This is a genomic window from Falsiroseomonas oryziterrae, from assembly GCF_021864505.1.
Lineage (GTDB): Bacteria > Pseudomonadota > Alphaproteobacteria > Acetobacterales > Acetobacteraceae > Falsiroseomonas > Falsiroseomonas oryziterrae.
Genome location: NZ_JAKJIB010000029.1, coordinates 1 through 22,422, shown reverse-complemented (window position 1 = coordinate 22,422; position 22,422 = coordinate 1). Strand labels below are relative to the sequence as shown.

Here is a 22,422-nt window from a genome sequence, read left to right as displayed (position 1 = left end):
CGGCGATGGCCGCCGCGGGGCTCGGCGGCGGCTCCACGCCGAGGTCGCGCGCGGTGTCGGCGCGCAGGCGCCAGGCGTCGAGCACCTGCTTGACGCGCAGCAGGGCGCGCAGGCGCGCGAAGAGCGTGGCGTCGTCGACCGGCTTCGAGAGGAAGTCGTCCGCGCCGGCCTCGAGCCCGCGCACGCGCTCGGCCTGGTCGGTCAGGGCGGTGACCATGACCACCGGGATGTGCGCCGTCGCCGGATCCGCCTTCAGGCGGCGGCAGACCTCGTAGCCGTCGAGGCCGGGCATCATCACGTCGAGCAGCAGGACGTCCGGCGACCAGCGCCGCGCCGTTTCCAGCGCGGCCTCGCCGGAGCCCGCGAGCGCGACCTCGTAATACTCGTTCAGCAGCCGCGCCTCGAGCAGGCGTCGGTTCGCGGCGACGTCGTCCACCACCAGCACGCGCGCGGTCACCGCCGGCCTCGCGCGGGCGTGAGGGCGGCGCGGCGAACGCCCGCGGTCGTCAGCGAATTGTCACCGGCGTGTTGCCGAACCATGCGCGCAGGCCCTGGTTCGCGCGGGTATCCGCGACAGTCGTGCGTCATTGCGGCGTCAGGGAGTCGAAGATGTCGGGCATCGCTGCTGGACCAACCGGCGAAGGATCGCACGCCGGGGTTAAGAATACCGCCCTTTTCGTGAAGCGCTGGTTGGCCAATCCCCTCCAGATGGGCTCGGTGATCCCGTCCTCGCCCAGCCTCTGCCGGAAGATCGCGGCGCTGGTGGAGCGGAAGCCCGACGAGGTGGTGGTGGAACTCGGCGCGGGCACCGGAGTGATCAGCCGCGCCCTGCTGGAGGCCGGCGTGCCGCCCGAGCGGCTGGTGGTGGTGGAGATCGTGCCGGACATGGCGGCGCATCTGCGCGGCGTGCTGCCCGGCGTGAACGTCATCCAGGGCGACGCCTTCGACCTGCCGCGGGCGCTGCCGGAGCGCCTGCACGGCAAGGTCGGCACCGCGATCTGCGGCATCCCGCTCGTCATGCTGCCCCTGGATCGGCAACGCCGCTTCGTCGAGGCCGTGGAAGCGGTGGCGCCCGGAAGGGGCTTCCTGCTCTACACCTACTGCATCACCTCGCCCCTGCCCTACCGCAAGCTCAACCTGTCCGCGGAGCGCAAGGCGTGGACGCCGCTGAACGTGCCGCCGGCCAGCGTCTGGCATTATCGGCCGATCGGATAGGGCGGCAGGCCGCAACGTCGGTCGTGTCCTTCGGCAGCGGGGGGCACGGCGGGGGCCGGGCGGCGCCGCGCCGGGGCGGTGCCGCACCGGCAGCCTAGCATCGCGTCCCCGCGAGGACCAAGACGCGACGGGGGATGTTCAGCCGCTGGACAGGACCGCTTCGCTCCCGTCCGGCCGCGTGAACCGGGCGACGAGGCGCGGGTGCGGGCTGCGGCGCAGGCGCATCGCCTCGTCGAGGCCGCGCTGCGCGAGCGCGTTGCGCACCGCATCCGCTTCCGGATGCTCCGCTTCGAGCGCGACGAGCCGCACCTTCGAATCGTGCAGCCGCGGCGCCGCGCCCTTCCCGTCGTCCCACTGGATCAGCGCCGGGATCAGGTTCGACATGTCCTGGTTCTGCGGCGGCATGGCCATGCGCCAGGACAGCTTGCCGCGGCTCATCGTCCGGATCTCGCCCGCATGATGCGCGCCGAGCCGCGTGACGACCGCATCGAGGACCGGCGTGCGCGCCACCCATGCGATCAGCTTCGGCCCGGCTTCCAGCATCTGTCGCGTGCCGGGGTTGTCGAGATCGAAGGGGCGCGGATGCGGCGGGTCCGGCTGGTCGGGGTCGGGGGCGATCACCTCAAGGTAGCAGTGGCTGCCGAGGCCGAGCAGCATGTTGTGCGTGCCGACGCCCTCGTGGCGGCCGCCGCCCTGTGGGCGGACGCCGAGATGCGCCTCCACATAGGCGGCGCCTTCCTCGAGACTGCGCGCACCGATGACGATATGGTCGATCTCCGCCATGCTCTAGCGTGCCTTGAACTGGGTGTTGCCGAAGAGGTTCTCGCGCTCGGCGTCGGTCATCGCGCCCTTGCGCTGGCGCTCGGACAGCACCTCGCAGCCGCGCTGCACCGCGGGTCGCGCGGCGATCGCGTCGAACCAGCGCTTCACGTTGGGATAGTCGTTCAGGTCGATGCCGCGACGCTCCGGGAAGCGGATCCAGGGGAAGGTCGCGATGTCGGCGATGGAGTAGTCGTCGCCGGCGAGATACGCGGCCTCCGACAGCCGCTTGTCGAGCACGCGATGCAGCCGCTGCACCTCCTTGGCGTAGCGGTCCATTGCGTAGGGGATGCGCTCCGGCGCGTAGGTATGGAAATGGCCGTACTGGCCGAACATCGGCCCGACGCCGCCCATCTGGAACATCAGCCACTGCAGGCAGGTGTAGCGCGCCGCCGGGTCCTGCGGGATCAGGCGGCCCGCCTTCTCCGCCAGGTAGATCAGGATGGCGCCGGACTCGAACAATGCGATGCGCTGCCCGCCGGGACCGTCCGGGTCGACGATGGCGGGAATGCGATGGTTCGGCGTGATAGCCAGGAATTCGGGCCTGAACTGCTCACCGGCGCCGATGTTCACCGGCACCACCTTGTAGGGCAGCCCAAGTTCCTCGAGCGCGACATGCACCTTGTGGCCGTTCGGCGTCGGCCACGTCCAGACCTCGATCAAGGCGTCCTCCTTCATTCGGCGGCCAGGATGGCCCGGCCGCGACGGACCCGTCCAGAGCGCCATGACGCTGGACGGCGGCGCGCGGCTTGGTTGAGATGGCGGGAGGGATGGAGGCCGGCATGACCCAGGCGAGACCGGGACGGAACATCGGCGCGCTCGACCAGGCGCTCCGGCTCGGCGTGGGCACGGCGCTGGTGATGATGTGGATCTTCGGGCCGATCGGCCTGTGGGGGATCCTCGGCTTCCTGCCGCTCGTCACCGGCATGACCGGCGTCTGCCCGATCTACGGGCTGCTCGGCATGAGCACCTACCGCCCGCCCGTCGTGGCGGAAGCGCCGGCCGAGCCGGCGCCGCCGCAGGGCTGAGCGCGTGATCACGATCCTGCAGGTCACCGACACCCATCTCTCGCCGCGCAGCGACCTGTTCCGCGCGAATTTCGAGCGGATGCGCGCGGCGGCGGAGGCGGTGCGGCCCGACGTGGTCGTCGCGACCGGCGACCTGTCGCTCGACGGCGCGGACCGGGAGAAAGACCTGGCCCTCGCGGCCGAGTTGCATCGCGGACTGCCGGGGACGCTGCTCGCCCTGCCCGGCAACCACGACGTCGGCAGCGACGCGCGGCTGATGCCGCACCAGACGGTGGACGATGCGCGGCTTGCGCGCTGGCGCCGGCATTTCGGGCCGGGGCGCGGCGTGCTCGACCTGCCGGGCTGGCGGATCGTCGGGCTGAACACCGAGGTCATGGGCAGCGGCCATGCTGAAGAAGCCGCGCAGGCCGCCTTCGCCGCGGAGGCCGCCGCCGGCGCCGGAACGCGGCGCATCGCGCTCTTCCTGCATCGCCCGCCTTGCCTCGAGCGCATGGACGAGGCCTGGAACCCCTGGTCGGTCCCGCCGGAGGGGCGCGCGGCGCTCGCGCCGCTGCTCGATCACCCGGGGCTGCGGCTCGTCGCCTCGGGCCATATCCACCTGCACCATGCGGTGCGGCGGGGCACGGCGATGCATGTCTGGGGGCCGGCGCTGTCCTTCTACTGCGATCCGCGCGACCAGCCCGGCCTGCCCGGCAGCCGCGTGCCCGGCGCGCTGCTGCACCGCCTGCGCGACGACCATGTGGAGACGGTGGCGCTGGAAGCCGGGCCGCTCGAGGCGGTCTGCATCGAGGATGTGCGCGACCTGACCTACCCGCGGGGCTGAGTCGGCCGGGGCCGCCGCCCCTTGCGCTGCCGTGGCCCGCGGATATGGTCCGGTCGCATCCCGGAGACGCGCATGGCCTACCGCACTGTCGCCCAGTTGCTCGAGGTCGGCGAGGCCGCGCGGCCCGCGCTCCGCGCCACCGAGGGTCGCGCGCCGCTCAGCTACGCCGCCTTGCGCGACCTGGCGCAGCGCACCGTGGCGGCGCTGAACGCCAAGGGGATCGGGCGCGGCGACCGCGTCGCGATCGTGCTGCCGAACGGGCCGGAGATGGCCTCGGTCTTCGTGACCGTCGCCTGCGGCGCCACCACGGCGCCGCTCAACCCCGCCTACCGGGAGGACGAGTTTGCTTTCTATATCGACGACCTGAAGGCCAAGGCCCTGATCGTCGCCCGCGGGGTGGAGACGCCGGCGCGCGCCGCGGCGGCGAAGCTGAACGTTCCCATTCTTGAAGTGGTGCCTGGCACGGCGGCCGGCGACTTCACGCTGGAGGGCGGCGCACCCGGCACGGCCACACAGCCCGGCATTGCGGGCGAGGACGATGTCGCCCTGGTGCTGCACACCTCCGGCACCACGGCGCGGCCGAAGATCGTGCCGCTGACGCATGGCAACGTGACCGCGAGCGCGCGGCACATCGGCGCCTCGCTCGCGCTGGCGAAGGGCGATGTCTGCCTGAACGTGATGCCGCTGTTCCACATTCACGGGCTGATCGCGGCGGTGCTCTCCTCGCTCGGCGCCGGCGGCACGGTGGTCTGCACGCCGGGCTTCGACGCGCTGCGCTTCTTCCGCTGGATGGACGAGGAGAAGCCGAGCTGGTTCACGGCGGTGCCGACGATGCACCAGGCGATCCTCTCGCGCGCCGAGCGCAACGCGGAGATCATCAAGCGGGTGCCGCTGCGCTTCATCCGCTCCTCCTCCGCCTCGCTGCCCGGCCCGGTGATGCAGCAGATCGAGGCGACCTTCGGCTGCCCGCTGGTCGAGAGCTACGGGATGACGGAGGCGAGCCACCAGATGTGCTCGAACCCGCTCGAGGGCCCGCGCAAGCCGGGCAAGGTCGGCCGCGCGGCGGGGCCTGAGGTCGCGATCATGGCCGATGACGGCAGCATACTGCCGCAGGGCGAGATCGGCGAGGTGGTGATCCGCGGCCCGAACGTGACCAAGGGCTACGAGGCGAACCCGGAGGCCAACGCCAAGGCCTTTCATCAGGGCTGGTTCCGCACGGGCGACCAGGGGATGTTCGACGAGGACGGTTTTCTCCTGTTGACCGGCCGCCTCAAGGAACTGATCAACCGGGGCGGCGAGAAGGTGTCGCCGCTGGAAGTGGACGGCGTGCTGAGCGCGCATCCCGCCGTGGCCCAGGTCCTGTGCTTCGCCATCCCGCACGCCAAGCTCGGCGAGGAGGTCGGCGCGGCGGTGGTACTGCGCGAGGGGATGGAGCTGAGCGAGCGCGAGCTGCGCGACTTCGCGGCGAAGCAGCTCGCCGACTTCAAGGTGCCGCGCAAGGTGGTCTTCGTCCCCGAGATCCCGAAGGGTGCGACGGGCAAGCTGATGCGCATCGGCCTGGCCGAGAAGCTCGGCATCACCGGCTGAGGAGCCCGTCATGAAGCTCTGCGTGTTCGGCGCCGGCGCGATCGGCGGGCTGATGGCGGCGAAGCTCGCCGCGAAAGGCGATGCGGAGGTCACCGTCATCGCGCGGGGCCCGCACCTCGCCGCGATGCAGGCGAAGGGCCTGACGCTGCGCAGCGACGGGCAGGAGACGGTGGTGCCGGTGCGCGCCGTCGCCTCGGCCGAGGAAGCCGGGCCGCAGGACTATGTCGTCGTCACGCTGAAGGCCCATTCGCTGCCGGGTGCCGCGAAGCAGATGCAGCCGCTGATCGGCGCCGACACGGCCATCGTCTCGGCGGTGAACGGCATTCCCTGGTGGTACTTCCACGGTCTCGGCGGCGCCTTCGAGGGAAGGCGCGTCGAAAGCGTGGACCCGGGCGGCGTGGTGTCGGCGCTGCTGCCACCGGCGCGCGCCATCGGCTGCATCGTCTATCCGGCGGCCGAGGTCCCGGAGCCGGGCGTGATCGAGCACACCTATGGCGACCGCTTCACCCTCGGCGAGCCCGATGGCAGCCGCAGCGCGCGCGTCAACGCGCTGTCCGAGGCGCTGATCGCGGCCGGCTTCAAGGCGCCGGTGCGCCCGAAGATCCGCGACGAGCTCTGGGTCAAGCTCTGGGGCAACATGGCCTTCAACCCGATCAGCGCGCTGACGACCGTCACGCTCGACGTGCTGATCGCCGATGACGGGCAGCGCGGCATCGCGCGCGCGATGATGCTGGAAGGCCAGGCGGTCGCCGAGAAGCTCGGCGTGCGCTTCGCGATCGACGTGGACAAGCGCATCGCTGGCGGCGCCGAGGTCGGCGCGCACAAGACCTCCATGCTGCAGGACCTGGAGCGCGGCCGGCCGATGGAGATCGACGCGCTGCTCGGCGCGGTGGTGGAGCTGGCGGAGTTGGTCGAGGTGCCGGTGCCGACTTGCCGCACGGTGCTGGCCCTGGTCCGGGGGCGGGGCCGGGCGGCAGGGTGTTACTGATCCGGCCTCCCTCTCCCGCCCGGGCGGGAGAGGGTCGGGGTGAGGGTGGGACTACCCACCCGGTGCAAACACGTTCCGGAGCGTCCCGATGCCCTCGATCGTGACCTCCACCGTCATCCCGGACCGCATCGGCAGCGCGCCGATGCTCGTGCCGCAGGCGATCACGTCGCCGGGCTCCAGCGTCATCTCGCGCGACAGCAGCGACACGATGCGCGCAGGCGGCAGGATCATGTCCGAACACGGATAGTCCTGCCGCACCCGCCCGTTCAGCGCGACCTGCACGCGCAGGCCCGACCAGTCGAGGCCGGTCGCGATCGCCGGCCCGATCGGGCCGAAGCCGTCGCAGCCCTTCGCGCGGGCCCATTGCGCGAAGGAGGCATCGGCGTTCAGCAGGTCGAGCGCGGTGACGTCGTTCACGCAGGTCAGGCCGAAGATCGCCGCCGCGGCCTCCGCCTCGTCCGCATCCTTGACGCGCCGGCCGATCACCAGGCCCAGCTCACCCTCGTAGATCACGCGCCCCGCATAGGAGGCGGGCGGGTGGATCGCCGCGCCCGGCCCGACCACGCTGCGCGGCGACTTCAGGAAGAAGAGCGGCGTTTCGGGAATCGCCAGGTTCTGCTTCGCCGCCGCTTCGCGGAAATTGTTCCAGAGCCCGACGAAGAGCTGCGGCCGCACGGGCGGCTGCAGCGCGACATCGGACAGCGCCAGCACCTCGCCCGTCGGGTTGTTCGCGCCGAAGAGGTCGCCCGCATGAACCCGGATCGCCTCCCCCTCCAAGATGCCGAATCCCTCGGCCCCGCCGCGGCTGTAGCGCACCCAGAGCGTCATGCGTCCCTCCTCATGTCGGGACCATGACTTTCCAGCCCGCGGCCGCCGCGTCCAGCCACGCTTCCCCCACACTTGGCCGGCTGCTGCCGAAATCGGCCTTCAGGCGGCGCGCCGCGCCGCCTCGTCCTCGCCGGGGCGGTCCTGGCGGGGCGGGGATGCCGCGCCCAGGCCGACCAGGCGGCGCGCGGCCTCCACGCTCGCGCGGTCGCTGATCCCCTTCACCGCCGCGAGGGAGACCGGCTTCGTCTCGGATGCGGCAAAGCCCACCAGGACCTGCATGACACTTGTTCCTAATGCCGGTGCGGCGGGAGGTCGGTCGGCGCCTCCATCAGCGCATAAGGGTGTCCCGCGCAGCCGACATTCGGGTTGGTGACCGCGAAGAGGCCGTCCGGGTTCTCCTTGAACAGCCAGACATGCAGGTCGTAGTGGTGCAGTTCCGTCGGCATCAGCGGCTCGTGCCCCGCCATGGGCCCGTTGAAGGGCTGCCCGAACAGGACGGGACGCTCGGTGATGCCGGTCGCGAGCGGGACGAACCACTCGGCGGCCACCAGCCGAAGCCGCCCCTGCTCCGCCGGCTCATACACCAGCAGCGCCGGGCGGAGCGGGTCGGGCGTGGGGCCAACCAGTGCCGCGTTGAGGAAATGCACGCCCATCGCGCCATTCGCGTAGGCGACGCAGCCGAGCGTCGAGAGATAGCCGTCGCGGATCGCGACGACCGGGTCCTCGTATTTCCGCAGCGCATCGCGCAGTTCTGCGAGGTCCGGTGGCAGTGCCGGCTCGGGCGCGGGGGTGGAGGCGCGGTGCTGCGGGCCTTGCACCAGGCCCGCCTGAGCCAAGGCCTGACCGGCGCCGAGCGTCAGCCCGGCGGCCATGACACCCGCCAGCAGGAAGGTGCCTCCTTGGGTCACTCGATCGCGATGTGTCGTCATGGTGCGTGTCCTGGCCTTTGCTTTTCCTCATGCCGGCCTGCCGCCGGCATGCGAGGGAAGCTGCCAGGGAGTGTTTTCCGCGCCCATCGCCAGAGCTTTCCGGAGCTTTCCGGGACCGCCCGCGCGCCTATTCGGGGATGCCTGCCTTCACCAGGCCCTCGATGAAGACGTCGCAATGGGCGAAGCCGTCCAGGTTGCGGCGCAGCAGCCCGATGGTCAGCGGCGGGCCGACGCGTTCCCGCGCGGCGACGAAGCCCCGCGCTTCCTCCGTCAAGCCGAGATGGCCGCAGCAACTGATCAGCGTGTTGTAGTGGCCCGCATACTCGCTGAATGCGGTCACGGCGGAGCGGAGGAAGGGCAGCGCCTCCTCGAAACGGCGGGCGGCGAGCAGGGCGAGCCCGTGGATCGCCGTGTAGATGCCGGCGAAGCTGTCCAGCGGGCTCATGCGGAGCGCCGTGCCGGTCTCCGCGATCGCCTCCTCGAACCGCCCAGCCCGCAGCAGCGCCCAGCCGAGCGCGGTGCGGCCAATGGCGAAGCTCGGGTTGAGGTCGAGCGTGGCGCGTAGCTCGGTCAGAGCCTGCGCGTGATGCCGCGCCGTGCTCAGGCAGAGACCGAGCGTCATGCGCGCCCAGGGTTCGGTGGGGTCGAGCGCCGCCGCGTCCTCGGCATGGCGCGCCGCCTCCGCATACCCCTGCCGCGTCTCGGCACACCAGTAGCAGAGCGAGGCCCACCAGACGGCCCAGGCCAGGCAGGCATGCGCGCGCGCATAGCGCGGATCGAGCGCGATCGCCTGCTGCAGCAGCGCGCGGGCCTGCTCGTTCTGCTCGCGCCCGACCCGCGCGATCAGCCCGAGCGCGCGGACGACGAGGCCCCAGGCGTCGAGGCTGCCGGGCGGCCGCCGCTCGGCGCGATGGCCTTCTTCCGCGTAGAGGTGCGGCTCGATGGCGGCGGCCACGCTCGCGGTGATCTCGTCCTGCACGGCGAAGAGATCGCGGAGTTCGCGCTCGTGCCGCTCGGCCCAGATGTGCCGGGCCGTCTCGGCCTCGAGCAGCTGGCTTGTGACGCGGATGCGGCCGGCCGCGGTCCGCACGCTGCCTTCCAGCACGTAGCGCACGCCGAGTTCGCGCCCGACCTGGCGGACATCCGCGGCCCGGCCCTTGTAGATGAAGGTCGAGTTGCGCGCGATGACGAAGAGCCAGCGCAGCCGCGACAGATTGGTCGTGATGTCCTCGGTGATGCCGTCGGCGAGGAACTCCTGCGCCGGGTCGCCGGTCATGTTCGTGTAGGGCAGCACCGCGATGGAGGGCTGGTCGGGCACGAGGGCGGTGATCGCGGGCGGGACCGGTGCATCGCGGCGGAGGGCGAGGCCCGTCGCGCCCTCGACGATCGCCAGCGTGCGATCCGAGAACAGGCCGACGAGCAGCTTGTCCACCGTCGACTTGCCGAGCTTGGTGCGGAACGCGAACTGCTCGCGCGACATGTGCTCGCGCGCGATGTAGTCGCGGATCAAGCCGGCGATGCGCCTGTTCTCGTCCATCGCAGCGATGGCCTAGCGGACCAGCGCGAGTCTGCGCCAGATTCCTGGCGGATGCACCTGTCGTGAGCGCGACATGCGGGCCGTGCCTGTCGCGCGGAAGCGGCGCAGCGGCCTCCACCGCCGCGCGACGGCCGGCTGCTTCAGCCCGCGAGGTAGCGTGCCGCGCCCTCGGCCAGGACCTGGATGCCGAGCGCCAGGTCCGCCTCCTTCGTGTCCTCGCTCCAATGGTGGCTGATGCCGCCGATGGAGGGCACGAAGAGCATCGCCGCCGGCATCACGCGGGCGAGATACTGCGCGTCGTGCCCCGCGCCGCTCGGCATGCGCTGCCATGCGCCGGGCGCCAGCGCCTCCGCCGCGTCGGCAAGCGCCTGCTGCATCGCCGGATCGCAGAGTGCGGGGATGGAGAGGCTGACGGGTTCCAGCACGCAGGGGCATTTCTCGCGCCGGTTGCTCTCCTGCACCAGGGCGCGCAGGCGCTCCTCCATGCGCGCGATGATCGCCTCGTCCACGTCGCGCAGCTGGAAAAGAACCTCCGCCCGCCCGGGGATGATGGACGGCGCGCCGGGGTCGAGGGCGATGCGGCCGGTGGTCCAGGTGCTGCGCGGCCCGCAGACGGTCGGGAAGTGGCGGTCGATCTCGGCAAGCAAGCGCACGGCGGAGAGGCCGGCGTCGCGGCGCTCCGCCATCGTCGTGCCGCCAGCATGGTCCTGCATGCCGGTGAAGACGAGGCGGTACTGGCGGATCGCGACGATGCCGGTCACCACGCCGACCTGTAGCCCGGCCGACTCCAACTGCGTGCCCTGCTCGATATGCATCTCGAGGAAGCCGCGATGACGCCCGGGCTCCATCCGAAGGCGCGGCAGGCCTTCGAGCCCTGCCTCGCGCAGCGCCTGCCGCAGCTTCTTGCCGTGGAAGCGGTTGGCGAGGCGGTCGATCTCGTCCTCCCCAAGGTCGCCGATCCAGCTGCGGCTGCCGAGGAACCCGCCGTAGTGGCCCTCCTCGTCCGCCCAGGCGACGACGTCCACCGGCAGGCCGGCGCGCGCCAGCGCGAGGCCTGCGACGACGCCGAGCGCGCCGTCGAGCCAGCCGGCCTCGTTCTGCGTCTCGATATGGCTGCCGACGAGCAGGTGCGGGCCGTCGCCGCGATGCCGGCCGAGCACGTTGCCGATGCCGTCCAGCGTCGGCTCCAGCCCGACCTCCTGCATCTTCCGCATCAGCCAGCGGCGGCTCTCCATGTCCTCCGGCGAATAGGTCGGACGGTGGCAGCCGGTGCGGAAGGCGCCGATGCGGCGCAGCTCGTGCAGGTCGGCCAGGAAGCGTGCCGTGTCCACGCGCGTCATGCCGCGCCCTCCTTCCTTCCCCGACGCTCGGCCGCCGTGGCGAGGATGGCGCGTCGCGTCGCCTCGTCCGCCGCGGGCCAGGCCGCGATCTCGTCCAGCGTGCGGCCGCAGCCCTCGCACACATTGCGCGCGTCGAGCACGCAGAGCTTCACGCAGGGCGAGCGGATCGTCACACCGTGAGCCCGCCATCCACCACGACGGTCTGGCCTGTCACCATCGCCGCGCCCGCCAGCAGGAAGACGATCACCTCGGCGATGTCCTCGGGCGAGCAACGGCGCTTGAGCAACGCATTCTCGATCGAGGAACTGCGCTGCTCGTTGGTCCACTCGATCATCCAGGTGGAATCCACCGCGCCGGGCGCCACGGCGTTGACGCGCACCTCGGGCGCCAGGGCGCGAGCGAGGTTGCGCGTCATGTTGATCACCCCCGCCTTGCTCGCCCCGTAGGGCAGCGAGGAGCCGACATGGTTGATGCCGGCGATGGAGGCGGTGCTGACCATCGCGCCGCGCGCCGCCTTCAGCGCGGGTGCGGCCGCCTTCGCGCAGCGGAACACGCCGAGCAGGTTCACTTCCAGGATGGCGTGCCACAGCTCTTCCGTCGCGCGGTCGAGGTCCTGCGGCGGGATGGCGCTGCGCGTCGCCGGCGTGCCGGCATTGGCGACCAGGTAGTCGAGCCGGCCGAGATCGGCGACGGCCTGTCCCACCATCCGCGCGCAATCGGCCGGATCGGCCACGCTGCCGGGGGCCAGGACGATGCGGGCGCCGGTCTCGGCGGCCAGCTTCGCCGCAGCCTCAGGCCCGCGCGGATCGTCGGCGAGGAAGTTGATCGCGACCGCGGCGCCGCCGCGCGCCAGGATCGTCGCCGTCGCGAGTCCGATGCCGGAGGCCCCGCCGGTGACCAGCGCCGTCTTGCCCCTCAGGTCGTAGCTGATCATAGGCTCAGTCCTTCGCCCGCGTGCTGCCGGCCATGGTGCCGATCTCGCGCAGCGCGCGCTTCAGCGCGACGAGACGACGGTCGCGCGCGGCGAAGAGCTTCGCCGTGTCGCCCGGCCAGTCGTAGTAGCCCGCGCCGGCCATGACGCCGGTGCGGCCCGCCGCCATCAGCTTGTCGAGCGTGTCGCAATGGTCGCGCGGCGGCGGCGGCTGGTAGGTGCCGTTGCGCAACGCATGGTGTTGCACGCCGAGCCCGGTGAAATCCGCCTTCGCCATCGCGCCCACCACCGGCATCCGCAGCGCGAGGCCGTGCACGATGGCGGTGTCGATCTCCTCCGGCGTCGCCACGCCCTCGTCGAGCAGCCGGTAGGCTTCGGCGTTCAGCGCGGATTGCAGGCGGTTGGCGATGTAGCCGGGGACGAAGGTCTTCATCACTAGCGGCACCTTGCCCATCGCGGCGACGAGCTGCGCGGCCCAGTCCACGATGGCCGGGTCGCATTGCGGGCCGGCCACGATGTCCACCAGGTCCACCAGGTAGGGCGGTGTGTACCAGTGCATCACCAGCGAGCGCGACTGCCGGCGTGCCGGGATCAGCGGGAAGGGATCGAGGTAGGAGGTGTTCGACGCGATCACGGCATGGTCCGGCGCGGCGCGGTCCACGAGATCGAACAGGGTCCGCTTGGCCTCGGGGTTCTCGACGATCGCCTCAACGATCAGGTCCACGTCCTCGAGCGTCTCGTTCAGGGTCGGCAGGCGCGTGACCTGATGGTGCAGCCACTCCGCGGTGAAGGCCGGCGCGACCTCGCCGTATTCGACGAGGGAGGCGAGCGCCGTCTCCATCAGCCGCCCGGCCTTGTCGAGCATGGCCATGGAATTGTCGGTGAGCTTCACCTCGTGCCCGCCGAGCGCATAGACCAGCGCCAGGGCGTGCCCCATCGTGCCCGCGCCCAGCACCGCGACCTTGATGGCCATTGCTCACCTCCCCGTTTCCTGGCGCGAAACTGCCCCCGCCGGGGGATCAGGACAAGGTCAGGAGCCGCGATAGGTGGAATAGCTCCAGGGCGAGCAGAGCAGCGGCACGTGGTAGTGCCCCTGCCCCGCCTCCAGCCGCACGGCGATCGGCACCACGTCGAGAAACCCGGCGCCGCCGAAATGGGCGCCGATGTGGAAGCGCAGCTCGTAGCGGCCGGGGACGAAGGTCTCGGCCGTCAGCAGCGGGGTGTCGGTGCGGCCATCGGCGTTCGTCACGCGCTCCGTCACCTTCACCGGCCCGTTGGGCTCCATGCGCCAGAGCTCGACCGTCACGCCGGCGGCCGGGCCGCCTTTCGCGGTGTCGAGGATGTGGGTCGTGAGAGCGGAAGCCTTGGCCATCTCACTCCGTCCTCGCGCCGGCGGCGATCCAGGCCAGCAGCTTCGCCCGCTCCTCGGCCGTCATCTCGGTGAGGTTGCCGGGCGGCATCGCCTCGGTCTGCACCTGCTGGCGCATCGCGGCCGCCCAGCGGCGCAGCTGCTGCGGCGTCTCCAGCATCACGCCCTTGGGCGCGGCGGCGATGCCGTCGAAGGTCGGCCACGCGGCGTGGCACTGCGCGCAGTGGCTCGCGGTGATCGCCTGCACCTCGGCGAAGGCCGGCACCTCGACGCCGGCGAGCGAGGGCGCTGGCGCCGGGCGCAGCGCGACCATCAGCCCGACGATCACGACCGTGGCGATCGCCGGCAGCAGGATCGGGTTCCGCCCCACCTGCCGCAGCACGAACCACTGCCGCACCAGCGCGCCGGCCAGCGCGATGGCGAGCAGCACCACCCAGTTCCAGGGCCCGCTCCAGGTCATCGGGTAGTGCGGGCTCAGCATCAGGAACAGCACGGGCAGCGTCAGGTAGGTGTTGTGGACGCTGCGCTGCTTGCCCCAGCGGCCGTATTTCGGATCGGGCTCGCGCCCGGCCTTCATCGCCTCGACCATCTTCCGCTGGCCGGGGATGATCACCATCGCGACGTTGGCGACCATGATGGTGCCGGTCATGGCACCGACCTGCAGGAAGGCGCCGCGCCCGCTGAAGACATGGCAGGCGGCGAAGGCGGCGACGACCAGCAGCACGACCATGGCGATGGAGAGCTTCGTCTCGTCCTCGCCGAACTTCGACCGGCAGATCAGGTCGTAGATCACCCAGCCCGCGACGAGCATCGCCGCGCTGATCCCGATCGCGACGCCGGGCGAGAGGTCCATGACGCCCGGGTCGATCAGGTAGGTGCTCGCCTGGCCCCAGTAGATCAGGACGAAAAGCGCGAAGCCGGTGATCCAGGTCCAATAGGCTTCCCATTTGAACCAGTGCAGCTTCTCCGGCAGCTGCGGCGGCGCCACCTGGTACTTCCGCTTGTAGTAGAAGCCGCCGCCATGGACGGCCCATTGCTCGCCGCGCACGCGGGGGTCGCCGTCGGCCGGGGGGTCGAGCTGGTTGTCGAGCCCGATGAAGTAGAAGCTCGCGCCGATCCAGGCGACGCCGGTGATCACATGGGCCCAGCGGATGATCAGGTTGGCCCATTCGGAGAGGTAGGCGAGGTCCATAAGGCGGCTTGGTCCCGGCGAGCTCGTCGCGTTGCGGTGCAACAATCGCCGCCCGGCGGCCGCGCGGCAACCCTTTCCCCGCCTCGCTCCCGTCCCTAGCTTCGGTCAGGACCGGTACGGGGGACAGGGATGGACGCGCTGGGCTGGCGGAAGCGGATCGGCTTCGTGGTGCCGTCCACCAACACGACGGTCCAGCCGGAGGTGGACGACCTCCGCCCGCGCGGCGTGACCTTCCATGTCGCCCGCGTCTCGATCAAGGAGCGCCCGCTGACCTCCGAGCAGGCCTTCCTCGAGCATGTGCAGGCGATGCGCGACGGACTGGGGGCGGCGATCGAGCAGGTGATGACCTGCGGGCCGGAGCACCTGGTGATGGGCGTCGCGCTGGAGGCGTTCTGGGGCGGCCTCGGCCAGTCGAAGGCGCTGCAGGCGGAGCTCGCGGCCAAGGCCGGCGTCGCCGTCACCATGGGGTCCTTCGCGACCGCCAGCGCCCTGCGGTATTTCGGCGCGACGCGGATCGCGGTGCTGACGCCCCACCAGCCGCGCGGCGACGAGATGGTGCGGGCCTGGTTCGCCGAGGAAGGCTTCGAGGTGGTGCGGCTGAAGGGCCTGAAATGCCCCTCCCCGCGCGAGATCGCCCATGTCCAGCCGACGACCATCCGGGAGAGCCTGAAGGAGCTGGACGGGCCTGATGTGGAGGCGCTGGTCGCTGTCGGCACCAACCTGGCCAGCGGGGCCATCGCGGCGGAGGCCGAGCGCTGGCTCGGCAAGCCGGTGCTGGCGATCAACCCGGTGATGACCTGGCACGCGCTGCGCGCCTGCGGCATCGAGGACCGCGTCTTCGGCCATGGCCGCATCCTCGAGGAGTTCTGAGCGCGATGGAGCCCCAGGTCCTGGTCGCCGGCGCCGGGCCGTCCGGCCTGACCGCGGCGCTGTTCCTCGCCCGCGCCGGCGTGCCCGTGCGCGTGCTGGAGCGCCACTCGGAGCCCTTCGAAGATCCGCGCGCGGCGACGATCCATCCGCCGACGATGGAGATGTATGCGGCGTCGGGCGTGACGGACGACCTGCTCGCGCAGGGCATCCGGGCGCCGGTCTGGCAGTTCCGCGGGCGCGAGGAAGGCGTGGTGGCGGAGTTCGACCTGTCGATCCTCGCCGACGTCACGCCCTACCCCTTCCGGCTGCAATGCGAGCAGCACAAGCTGTGCCGCATCCTGCTGCAGCGCCTCGCGGCCTTCCCGCATGCCGAGGTGCGCTGGGGTGTCGCGGTGGAGAGTGCCGCGCAGGACGCGGACGGCGTGACGGTCACCACCGGCACGGGCGAGGCGCATCGCGCCGCCTACCTCATCGGCGCCGATGGCGGGCGCAGCCCGGTCCGCAAGTCGCAGGGCATCGGCTTCGAGGGCTTCACCTATGGCGAGCGCTTCCTGGTCGTCACCACGACCGAGGACATGGGCGCCAAGGGCTACGCCATCTCCTCCTACGTCTCGGACCCGGTGACCTGGTGCGCGATGTTCAAAGTGCCGGGCAAGGCGCCGCCGGAGGGCCGCGGCCCGCTCTGGCGCATCGTCTTCCCGACCGATCCCGAGACGCCGGAAGCCGAGTTGCTGGACTTCGCTGCCGCACGGGACCGCGTGCGCGCGCTGATCCCGCAGCCGGGCGCCTTCGAGGTGGTGCACACCAACCTCTACGCGGTGCACCAGCGCGTCGCCTCGACCTTCCGCAAGGGGCGCGTGCTGCTGGCGGGCGACGCGGCGCATGTGAACAACCCGCTCGGCGGGATGGGCATGAATTTCGGCGTGCATGACGCGATCCTGGCGGCGGAGCGCATCGCGGCGGTGCTCGCGGGCGGCGCAGACGAGCTGCTGGACCGCTATGACCGGCAGCGCCGGCACGTGGCGGACGCCTTCCTGCAGGCGATGACCATCGCCAACAAGAAGACGCTGGAGGAGAAGGACCCGGCGAAGCGGACCGCGCGGCTCGAGGAGTTGCGCGCGACGGCCGCCGACCCGGCCAAGGCGCGGGCGCATCTGCTCCGGACCAGCATGATCGAGGGCGTGCGCGCGGCGGCGGCGATCCCGTGAGGCTTCAGCCGGCGCGCAGCGCCAGGAGGTGTGCGCGATAGTCCACCGCGCTGCGGTCGTGCAGGCGCACGCGCCAGGGGAAGCTCTCGATCTCGCCGGCGATCGACAGCCCGGAGACGGACATCGGATGCGCGCCCGGCGTCAGCAGGTCGCGCAGCAGCGGCTCCGCCGCGCCGGCGTGGCCGCCGCGTTGCGAATGGCCGCCGATCCAGGCCGCCGGGCCGGTTGCCTGCGGCGACCAATCATAGGGGCAGGCCAGCACGGCGCCGCCGCCGGGCCGGAGCAGCGCGGCGATCGTCGCGAGCAGCATCTGCGGCGCCTGGACCGCATCGAGCAGATTCAGCGCGGCGACCATGCCGAAGCCGCCCGGCGCGAAGGGCAGCGCGAGCGCATCGCAGGCCCAATAATCCACCGCCTCCGGCCGCGCGAGCGGCACGGCGACGTCGCGGCGGTCGTAGACCAGCCCGATCCGCCGCCGCGCATAGCGCACCCGTCCCGTCGCCAGCACGCGCTGCGCGAGGCGCAGCATGGAGATGTTGAGGTCCACGCCGAGCACCAGCCCGTCGGAGCGTTCGGCCAGCGCCTGCGTCACGCCGCCCGCGGCGCAGCCGAGTTCCAGCGCCGGCCCGCGCCAGTCGCCAAGCAGGCCGAGCCCGGCCTCGAGGCAGCGGCGCGCGGCGCCGGGCGGCGGATCCGCCGTCTCCGCCGGGTCGTGCATGCCGTAATGGTCGCGGGCGTAGGAGGACAGGTGCAGCCGCGTCGCGTCATGCGGCGTGCCGGGCCCGATCGCATCGCCGATCAGGGACTCCAGCGTCGCCGAAAGATCGTCGCGCGCCAGCAGATGAGTGGCGTTGTGGGAGAGGAAGGGGCCGACCTCGGCGACGATGACCGGCACGCTGTCGAGGATCGGGAATTCCTGCCGGCACTCGGGCGACGGACAGTGCAGGATGCCCTCACGCACCACGTCGCCGTCGCGCGCCTCGATGCAGGCGAGGATCAGGCGCTGTTCGCCGCGCCCCTGGGCACGGCAGCGCGGGCAGACTGGCGCGAAGGCCTCGAAATGGGAGAGGCGCACGCGCCGGGCCGGGTCAGCCGATCAGCACGGTCGGGCAGCCGGGTGGCATGATCATGCCGGTCGGCGAGGGGATGGGCGCGACGCAGGACGAGTGGACCGTCGGGTCGTTGATCCGGGCGGCCGGCATGCTGCCGATCAGCACGGTGGGCGAGCCCATCTGGATCATCCCAGGCCCGCCGGGCACGCACGGGATCATCGAACAGGGCGCCGAGGTGTCGGTGGCGCGCGCGGCGGGCATGCTGCCGATCAGCACCGTCGTCTGCCCGGTGATGATCGCGAGCGGCATGGCGGGATGCGGCACCGGGGTCGGGGTCGGCGCCGGGGGGTGGATCGGCGCGTGGCAATGCGGCGCCTGCTGCATCATCATGTCGCCCATGCGGGCGGCGGGCATGCCCATGCGTCCCCCTGGAGGCCGTCGGTCGGGAAGCTAGCGGAGGCGCCGCGCCCGCGCCAGCGCCGTCATGGCGCGATGCGGAAGCCGTCCGGCGGCAGCGTCACGTCGAGGCCGATGACGATGTTCCGCCCTGCCACCATCAGCGGCACCTTCAGCACGCCTTCGGGCTCGTCGCCCTTGGCCGGCACGCCGCCCTTCAGGAAGTTGGCGAGCTTCAGCTTGCCCGACCCCATGGCCTCCAGCCACAGGTCGAAGCCGCAGAAGACCTGGCGCGGCGGCTGCGGCTGCTGCGCAATCGCGGCGCCGAGTTCCTGCAACGTGGCCATCCCACCTCCGCCTCAGCCGAGCGCCGTCAGCCCAGCGCCGCATGGGCGCGCAGCGCGCCCTCCGCCTCGTCCAGCGCCGCCGCGGGCACATCGCCCGCCCGCCTGCGCGTCGCGGCGACGCGGATCTCCGTCCAGCGCGCGTAGATGCCCTCGATCTGCTCCGGCGTCACCCCCGGCAGGCGCAGGATGGACCGGCTGTGGACGGCGGGGCGCTCGCGCCAGTCCTCCGGCAGGTATCCCTTCTCCAGGCAGGTCTGGAACAGCGCCGTGCCGGGATAGGGGTAGAACACGAAGTAGCCGAAATCGGCCGGCTGCAGCTCGTGATGGAGCGCGATGGTCTCCTCCATCTCCGCCAGCGTCTCGCCCGGCGTGCCCATCATGTAGTTGGCGGTCGCCATGATCCCCGCCTCGCGCGTCCAGCGGAAGACGTCGCGGAAGCGCTGGTTGGTGGCGGAGCGCAGCATGATCTCGCGCCGCACCCGCTCCGACCCGCTCTCCACGCCATAGACGATGTGCCGGCAGCCGGCGGCGGCCAGCGCCTGCAGCAGCTTCTCGTTCACCGTCTCGACGCGGGCGTGCAGCGAGAAGGGGATGGCGAACTCCGCGCCATAGGCGCGGCAGAACTCGAAGACCCAGGGATGGTGGATGGTGAAGGTGTCGTCGAGGAAGATGACGTAGTTGAGCGGCCCGGCGGCGCGGATCGCGCGCAGCTCCGCCAGCACGTTGCCGACGCTGCGCCGCCGGCCATAGGCCGGGCCGCCGGCCTCGGCGTAGAGCTGGTCGAACATCCGCGCGCCGCAATAGGTGCAGGGAAAGGGGCAGCCGCGCTGGGTCGAGACGTGGACCACGCCCCAGCGCTCGTCGAGCATGTCGCGCGCGGTGAAGGGCAGCTCGTCGATCGGCTCGAAGGGCGGGCGCAGCTTCGGGCGCGCGCTGCCCTTCGCCATGATGTTGTCGATCGGCCGGTCGGGCCAGGGGCCGCCGGCCTCCAACGCCTGGACGAGCTCGAGCAACGCACCCTCCCCTTCGCCGAGGCAGGCGAAGTCCACGCCCTCGGCGGCCAGGCAATCCTCCGGCGAGAAGGTCGGGTGCAGCCCGCCCACCACCACGGGGACGTTGCTCGCGCGGCGGAGTGCCCCAAGCAGGTTCCGCGCGCGTTGCCATTGCCGCGTGGTGAGCGAGACGCCGACGAGATCCGGCGCCGCTTCCCGCACCGCCGCGACCATCGCCGGCGCGTCCATGCCGAGGCCGACGCGGAGGAAGCCGGCCTCGTGCCCATGCGCGCGGAGATGGGCGGCGAGGAAGCCGGGGCCGAGCGAGGCCACCGCCCAGTCGCTCTCGGTGTCGATCTCGAGGAAGAGGACGCGCATCAGTCGAGGCGGAGATTCGCCACGCGGATCACCTCCTGCCAGAGCGCCGCATCGGCGCGGAGCCGCCGCGCATAGGCCTCCGGCCCCTCGCCCAGCGGGTCGTTGCCGAGCGCGGCGAGGCGGGCCTGCACGGCCGGGCGTTGCAGTGCGTCGGCCACGATGCGGTGCAGGCGCGCGACGATCGGCGCGGGCAGCCCGGCGGGGCCGATCAGCCCGTTCCAGGTCAGCGTCTCGAAATCGGGCAGCGCGTCGGCCAGCGGCGGGATCTCGGGCGCCTGCGCGTTCCGCGTGCGGGACGAGATCGCATGGATCCGGATCGCCGGGTTCTGCCGGTGCGGCAGGATCTCCGAGAGATTGGCGAAGCTGACCGGCACGTTGCCCGCGATGACGTCGAGCAGCGCCGGCGCGCCGCCGCGGTAGGCGACATGCTCCGCCTCCACGCCGAGCCGCTGCAGCAGCAGCACCATGGACAGGTGGCCCATGCTGCCCACCCCGCCCGAGGCGAAGGCGAAGCGCCCGCTGCGCGCCCGCATCCACGCCAGCAGCCCGGCGGCGTCCGCCGCGTCCACGCTGCGATGCGCGTAGAGCACGAAGGGGTTGGTCCCGAGATTCACGATCGGCTGGATGTCGCCGATCGGGTCGAAGCGCGGGCGCTGCGCGGCGGCGAAGGGCGAGATGGCCAGGGTGGAGAGCGAGGCCATCATCAGCGTGTGCCCGTCCGCCGGCGCGCGCACCAGCGCCTCCAGCGCCAGCAGGCCGCCCGCGCCGGTACGGTTCTCGACGACGAAGGCGCCGCCGGGGATGCCCTCGGTCAGGATCTCCGCCGTCAGGCGCGCAAGCTGGTCGGTGTTGCCGCCGGCGGCGAAGGGCACCAGCACGCGGACCGGCCGTTCGGGCCAGGCCTGCGCCGCCGCGGAGCGCGGCAGGGCCAGCAGGGCGGGTGCGGCAAGCACGGCGCGGCGGCGCATGGATCTGTCTCCCGGTCGGCGGCACCGAGGCTAGCAAGCCGCGCGCCGTTGCGAAGGCGCGAATTGGACGCCGGAGGCGCCGCTGCCTAATCTGCGCCGGGACCTTTCTGGAGCCACCGATGCGCCCTCGCCTGCCTGGCCTTGCGCTGGCCGGTCTTGTCCTCGTCGCCGGCGCGGGCGCGCTCGCCCAGGCCGAGGCGGAACGGCGCCTCGATGCCGCGATCGAGCGCCTGCGGGCGGCACTCGGCCCAGGCGGGAGCCTGGCGATCGGCGGGCGGCGCGTGGATCCCGTGACCGGCCAGGCGACGCTGACCGATGTGGTGCTGGTGCAAGGCGAGAACCGCGTCACCATCCCCGAACTCCGCCTCGCCGATGTCAGCGAGACGCGGATCGGCCGCGCCGAGGCGCTGCGCCCTCGGCAGGCCGGCACGGGGCCCGCGGCGACGACGGCCGAGGCCGCGCGCATCCTCCTCGCCGGCGTGCCGCTGCCGGCGCCCGGCCAGCCCTTCGACTGGACGCGGCTTTCGGCCGAGGCACTCGAGGTCGAGACGCTGCGCCTGCAATCGCCCGAGCAGGGCACGCTGCGCCTGGAACGGCTGGCGCTGCGGGATGCGCGGCGCGAGGGGCTGGGATCGGGCACGCTGGAAGGCCTCGACTACGCCGCGACCGGCACGGACGCGCAGGCCTTCCGGCTCGGCCGCGTCGCGCTGGAGGCGCTCGTCCTGCCGCTCGGCCAGGGCGACGCCTTCGACCCAATCGCGTTCCGCGCCGGCCGCATCGCGGTCGAGAACCTCGCCCTACGCGACCCGGACCAGGATGTCGTGCTCGGGCTGTCGCGCTTCGACCTGCAGGACTGGATCCCCGGGCGACAGGCCAGCCTGACGGTGGAGCGGCTGGAGACCGCGAGCCGGGCCGCGGGCATGGGACAACTTGAAGCGCGGCTCGCGCGGCTCGCCATCTCGGGCGTCGATGGGCCGGGCACCGTGGCGGCGGTGCTGGGCAACCGCCAGCCGCCCGATCCGCGGCCGGGCGTGCCGCAGCGCGCGGTGCTGGAAGGGCTGGAAGCCAGCCTGGACGGCCAGCGCGTGCTCGTGCTGCCGCGCCTGGCCAGCGAGGCGTCGCTCGAGAACGGCATCGCGGCGGGCGCCTTCGCGGTGGAGGGGCTGCGCGTCATTCCCCCATCGCCCTATGACGACTGGCTGCGCGCGCTCGGCCTCGACGAGATCGCCGGCGGCATCGAGCTGCGCGGCAGCGTCCCGCGCGCAGGCGGGCGACTGGAGGTGGCGCCGTTCCGCATCGCCTGGACCGATGCCGCGACGCTGACGGCCAACGTCGTGCTGGAGGGCATGCCGGCCACGCCGGCGGAAGGCGCCGAGATCGACCAGCAGGCCACGCTCGATGCCTATGCCGAGGCACGCATCGGGGCTGTGACGCTCGCGCTCCGCGATCAGGGGCTCCTCGGGCGGATCCTGGCCTCGCAGGCGCGCCAGCAGCGCATCCCGGAAGCGCGGCTGCGCGAGCAATGGGCGCAGATGGCGCTGGCGCTCCCGCTGCCGGGCGCGGCGCCGCCCGGCCCTGCGCCGCGTCCCGGCCAGCGGCAGGCCCTGCCGACTCCCGCTCTGCAG

The 22,422-nt window shown here is 72.2% G+C and carries 26 protein-coding genes; 8 read left to right on the top strand and 18 right to left on the bottom strand.

Annotated features, from left to right (window positions below; genetic code table 11):
• Positions 1 to 457: response regulator (locus L2I40_RS04725; RefSeq protein WP_237213718.1), on the bottom strand; the 457-nt coding region annotated here is incomplete at its 3' end.
• A gap of 233 nt (positions 458 to 690) precedes the next feature.
• On the opposite strand from L2I40_RS04725, the gene L2I40_RS04720 reads away from it, so the two are divergent.
• Positions 691 to 1,215: a class I SAM-dependent methyltransferase gene (locus tag L2I40_RS04720; RefSeq protein WP_237213717.1), complete on the top strand. Its 525-nt coding sequence runs from the start codon at positions 691 to 693 to the stop codon at positions 1,213 to 1,215.
• Between the two features lie 138 nt (positions 1,216 to 1,353).
• Here the strand turns inward: L2I40_RS04720 and L2I40_RS04715 are convergent, their stop codons facing one another.
• Together L2I40_RS04715 and L2I40_RS04710 are read right to left on the bottom strand one after the other, a co-directional pair.
• Positions 1,354 to 1,998, bottom strand: a complete 645-nt coding sequence (locus L2I40_RS04715) for a VOC family protein (protein WP_237213716.1) — start codon at positions 1,996 to 1,998, stop codon at positions 1,354 to 1,356.
• Positions 1,999 to 2,001: 3 nt separating this feature from the next.
• Entirely contained in the window at positions 2,002 to 2,697 is a 696-nt protein-coding gene (locus tag L2I40_RS04710) for a glutathione S-transferase family protein (RefSeq protein WP_237213715.1), read from the bottom strand.
• Positions 2,698 to 2,816: 119 nt separating this feature from the next.
• On the opposite strand from L2I40_RS04710, the gene L2I40_RS04705 reads away from it, so the two are divergent.
• The 4 genes from L2I40_RS04705 to L2I40_RS04690 all read left to right on the top strand — a co-directional run bounded on the left by L2I40_RS04705 (position 2,817) and on the right by L2I40_RS04690 (position 6,460).
• Positions 2,817 to 3,062: a YgaP family membrane protein gene (locus tag L2I40_RS04705; protein ID WP_237213714.1), complete on the top strand. Its 246-nt coding sequence runs from the start codon at positions 2,817 to 2,819 to the stop codon at positions 3,060 to 3,062.
• 4 nt (positions 3,063 to 3,066) lie between these two features.
• The gene (locus L2I40_RS04700; protein WP_237213713.1) at positions 3,067 to 3,885 is read left to right on the top strand and encodes a metallophosphoesterase family protein; all 819 of its coding nucleotides are present in this window, start codon (positions 3,067 to 3,069) and stop codon (positions 3,883 to 3,885) included.
• A 72-nt stretch (positions 3,886 to 3,957) separates the two neighbouring features.
• Positions 3,958 to 5,472: an acyl--CoA ligase gene (locus tag L2I40_RS04695; RefSeq protein WP_237213712.1), complete on the top strand. Its 1,515-nt coding sequence runs from the start codon at positions 3,958 to 3,960 to the stop codon at positions 5,470 to 5,472.
• 10 nt (positions 5,473 to 5,482) lie between these two features.
• Positions 5,483 to 6,460 (top strand): 2-dehydropantoate 2-reductase, encoded by a 978-nt coding sequence (locus L2I40_RS04690; protein ID WP_237213711.1) that lies wholly within the window; start codon positions 5,483 to 5,485, stop codon positions 6,458 to 6,460.
• A 51-nt stretch (positions 6,461 to 6,511) separates the two neighbouring features.
• Here L2I40_RS04690 and L2I40_RS04685 read toward each other — a convergent pair whose 3' ends face one another.
• The 10 genes from L2I40_RS04685 to L2I40_RS04640 all read right to left on the bottom strand — a co-directional run bounded on the left by L2I40_RS04685 (position 6,512) and on the right by L2I40_RS04640 (position 14,586).
• A complete protein-coding gene (locus L2I40_RS04685; protein ID WP_237213710.1) occupies positions 6,512 to 7,288 on the bottom strand; it encodes a fumarylacetoacetate hydrolase family protein in 777 nt (258 codons plus the stop codon).
• A gap of 99 nt (positions 7,289 to 7,387) precedes the next feature.
• On the bottom strand, positions 7,388 to 7,567 hold the full coding sequence (locus L2I40_RS04680; RefSeq protein ID WP_237213709.1) for a hypothetical protein: 180 nt from the start codon (positions 7,565 to 7,567) through the stop codon (positions 7,388 to 7,390).
• Between the two features lie 11 nt (positions 7,568 to 7,578).
• Positions 7,579 to 8,217 carry a hypothetical protein gene (locus tag L2I40_RS04675; protein ID WP_237213708.1) on the bottom strand — a complete coding sequence of 213 codons (639 nt, stop codon included), beginning with the start codon at positions 8,215 to 8,217 and terminating at the stop codon, positions 7,579 to 7,581.
• Positions 8,218 to 8,344: 127 nt separating this feature from the next.
• Positions 8,345 to 9,754 (bottom strand): tetratricopeptide repeat protein, encoded by a 1,410-nt coding sequence (locus L2I40_RS04670; RefSeq protein WP_237213707.1) that lies wholly within the window; start codon positions 9,752 to 9,754, stop codon positions 8,345 to 8,347.
• Positions 9,755 to 9,894: 140 nt separating this feature from the next.
• On the bottom strand, positions 9,895 to 11,094 hold the full coding sequence (locus L2I40_RS04665; RefSeq protein ID WP_237213706.1) for a Zn-dependent hydrolase: 1,200 nt from the start codon (positions 11,092 to 11,094) through the stop codon (positions 9,895 to 9,897).
• Positions 11,091 to 11,267, bottom strand: coding sequence for a DUF1289 domain-containing protein (locus L2I40_RS04660; RefSeq protein WP_237213705.1), 177 nt, complete (start codon positions 11,265 to 11,267; stop codon positions 11,091 to 11,093). Before L2I40_RS04660 ends, L2I40_RS04665 begins: the two co-directional genes overlap by 4 nt.
• On the bottom strand, positions 11,264 to 12,028 hold the full coding sequence (locus tag L2I40_RS04655; protein ID WP_237213704.1) for an SDR family NAD(P)-dependent oxidoreductase: 765 nt from the start codon (positions 12,026 to 12,028) through the stop codon (positions 11,264 to 11,266). The genes L2I40_RS04660 and L2I40_RS04655 overlap by 4 nt, the downstream gene beginning before the upstream one ends.
• Before the next feature lie 4 nt (positions 12,029 to 12,032).
• A complete protein-coding gene (locus L2I40_RS04650; RefSeq protein ID WP_237213703.1) occupies positions 12,033 to 12,998 on the bottom strand; it encodes a 3-hydroxyacyl-CoA dehydrogenase family protein in 966 nt (321 codons plus the stop codon).
• A gap of 57 nt (positions 12,999 to 13,055) precedes the next feature.
• Positions 13,056 to 13,397 (bottom strand): hydroxyisourate hydrolase, encoded by a 342-nt coding sequence (uraH, locus tag L2I40_RS04645; protein WP_237213702.1) that lies wholly within the window; start codon positions 13,395 to 13,397, stop codon positions 13,056 to 13,058.
• A gap of 1 nt (position 13,398) precedes the next feature.
• Positions 13,399 to 14,586 (bottom strand): urate hydroxylase PuuD, encoded by a 1,188-nt coding sequence (locus L2I40_RS04640; RefSeq protein WP_237213701.1) that lies wholly within the window; start codon positions 14,584 to 14,586, stop codon positions 13,399 to 13,401.
• Positions 14,587 to 14,715: 129 nt separating this feature from the next.
• Here L2I40_RS04640 and L2I40_RS04635 point away from each other — a divergent pair, with 129 nt between their 5' ends.
• Entirely contained in the window at positions 14,716 to 15,456 is a 741-nt protein-coding gene (locus L2I40_RS04635; protein WP_237213700.1) for a maleate cis-trans isomerase family protein, read from the top strand.
• A 5-nt stretch (positions 15,457 to 15,461) separates the two neighbouring features.
• A complete protein-coding gene (locus L2I40_RS04630; protein ID WP_237213699.1) occupies positions 15,462 to 16,664 on the top strand; it encodes an FAD-dependent oxidoreductase in 1,203 nt (400 codons plus the stop codon).
• Positions 16,665 to 16,668: 4 nt separating this feature from the next.
• Here the strand turns inward: L2I40_RS04630 and L2I40_RS04625 are convergent, their stop codons facing one another.
• From L2I40_RS04625 to L2I40_RS04605, 5 genes are all read right to left on the bottom strand, one after another.
• Positions 16,669 to 17,739, bottom strand: coding sequence for a methyltransferase domain-containing protein (locus L2I40_RS04625; RefSeq protein WP_237213698.1), 1,071 nt, complete (start codon positions 17,737 to 17,739; stop codon positions 16,669 to 16,671).
• A 13-nt stretch (positions 17,740 to 17,752) separates the two neighbouring features.
• Positions 17,753 to 18,130: a PAAR domain-containing protein gene (locus L2I40_RS04620; RefSeq protein WP_237213697.1), complete on the bottom strand. Its 378-nt coding sequence runs from the start codon at positions 18,128 to 18,130 to the stop codon at positions 17,753 to 17,755.
• 68 nt (positions 18,131 to 18,198) lie between these two features.
• Positions 18,199 to 18,459: a hypothetical protein gene (locus tag L2I40_RS04615; protein WP_237213696.1), complete on the bottom strand. Its 261-nt coding sequence runs from the start codon at positions 18,457 to 18,459 to the stop codon at positions 18,199 to 18,201.
• Positions 18,460 to 18,485: 26 nt separating this feature from the next.
• Entirely contained in the window at positions 18,486 to 19,829 is a 1,344-nt protein-coding gene (locus L2I40_RS04610; protein WP_237213695.1) for a B12-binding domain-containing radical SAM protein, read from the bottom strand.
• Positions 19,829 to 20,797: a Bug family tripartite tricarboxylate transporter substrate binding protein gene (locus L2I40_RS04605; protein WP_237213694.1), complete on the bottom strand. Its 969-nt coding sequence runs from the start codon at positions 20,795 to 20,797 to the stop codon at positions 19,829 to 19,831. Before L2I40_RS04605 ends, L2I40_RS04610 begins: the two co-directional genes overlap by 1 nt.
• Positions 20,798 to 20,916: 119 nt before the next feature.
• Between L2I40_RS04605 and L2I40_RS04600 the strand changes: the two genes are divergently transcribed.
• Positions 20,917 to 22,422, top strand: a 1,506-nt coding sequence (locus L2I40_RS04600) for a hypothetical protein (RefSeq protein ID WP_237213693.1), incomplete at its 3' end; no start/stop codon positions are given.

Bases quoted from the DNA above. Each gene is read 5' to 3' on its own strand.
- L2I40_RS04640 (WP_237213701.1), bottom strand. From the start codon at position 14,586: ATGGACCTCGCCTACCTCTCCGAATGGGCCAACCTGATCATCCGCTGG.
- L2I40_RS04655 (WP_237213704.1), bottom strand. From the start codon at position 12,028: ATGATCAGCTACGACCTGAGGGGCAAGACGGCGCTGGTCACCGGCGGG.
- L2I40_RS04690 (WP_237213711.1), top strand. From the start codon at position 5,483: ATGAAGCTCTGCGTGTTCGGCGCCGGCGCGATCGGCGGGCTGATGGCG.
- L2I40_RS04605 (WP_237213694.1), bottom strand. From the start codon at position 20,797: ATGCGCCGCCGCGCCGTGCTTGCCGCACCCGCCCTGCTGGCCCTGCCG.
- L2I40_RS04715 (WP_237213716.1), bottom strand. From the start codon at position 1,998: ATGGCGGAGATCGACCATATCGTCATCGGTGCGCGCAGTCTCGAGGAA.
- L2I40_RS04630 (WP_237213699.1), top strand. From the start codon at position 15,462: ATGGAGCCCCAGGTCCTGGTCGCCGGCGCCGGGCCGTCCGGCCTGACC.
- L2I40_RS04610 (WP_237213695.1), bottom strand. From the start codon at position 19,829: ATGCGCGTCCTCTTCCTCGAGATCGACACCGAGAGCGACTGGGCGGTG.
- L2I40_RS04620 (WP_237213697.1), bottom strand. From the start codon at position 18,130: ATGCCCGCCGCCCGCATGGGCGACATGATGATGCAGCAGGCGCCGCAT.
- L2I40_RS04685 (WP_237213710.1), bottom strand. From the start codon at position 7,288: ATGACGCTCTGGGTGCGCTACAGCCGCGGCGGGGCCGAGGGATTCGGC.
- L2I40_RS04665 (WP_237213706.1), bottom strand. From the start codon at position 11,094: ATGACGCGCGTGGACACGGCACGCTTCCTGGCCGACCTGCACGAGCTG.
- L2I40_RS04635 (WP_237213700.1), top strand. From the start codon at position 14,716: ATGGACGCGCTGGGCTGGCGGAAGCGGATCGGCTTCGTGGTGCCGTCC.
- L2I40_RS04650 (WP_237213703.1), bottom strand. From the start codon at position 12,998: ATGGCCATCAAGGTCGCGGTGCTGGGCGCGGGCACGATGGGGCACGCC.
- L2I40_RS04615 (WP_237213696.1), bottom strand. From the start codon at position 18,459: ATGGCCACGTTGCAGGAACTCGGCGCCGCGATTGCGCAGCAGCCGCAG.
- L2I40_RS04670 (WP_237213707.1), bottom strand. From the start codon at position 9,754: ATGGACGAGAACAGGCGCATCGCCGGCTTGATCCGCGACTACATCGCG.
- L2I40_RS04675 (WP_237213708.1), bottom strand. From the start codon at position 8,217: ATGACGACACATCGCGATCGAGTGACCCAAGGAGGCACCTTCCTGCTG.
- uraH (WP_237213702.1), bottom strand. From the start codon at position 13,397: ATGGCCAAGGCTTCCGCTCTCACGACCCACATCCTCGACACCGCGAAA.
- L2I40_RS04705 (WP_237213714.1), top strand. From the start codon at position 2,817: ATGACCCAGGCGAGACCGGGACGGAACATCGGCGCGCTCGACCAGGCG.
- L2I40_RS04695 (WP_237213712.1), top strand. From the start codon at position 3,958: ATGGCCTACCGCACTGTCGCCCAGTTGCTCGAGGTCGGCGAGGCCGCG.
- L2I40_RS04680 (WP_237213709.1), bottom strand. From the start codon at position 7,567: ATGCAGGTCCTGGTGGGCTTTGCCGCATCCGAGACGAAGCCGGTCTCC.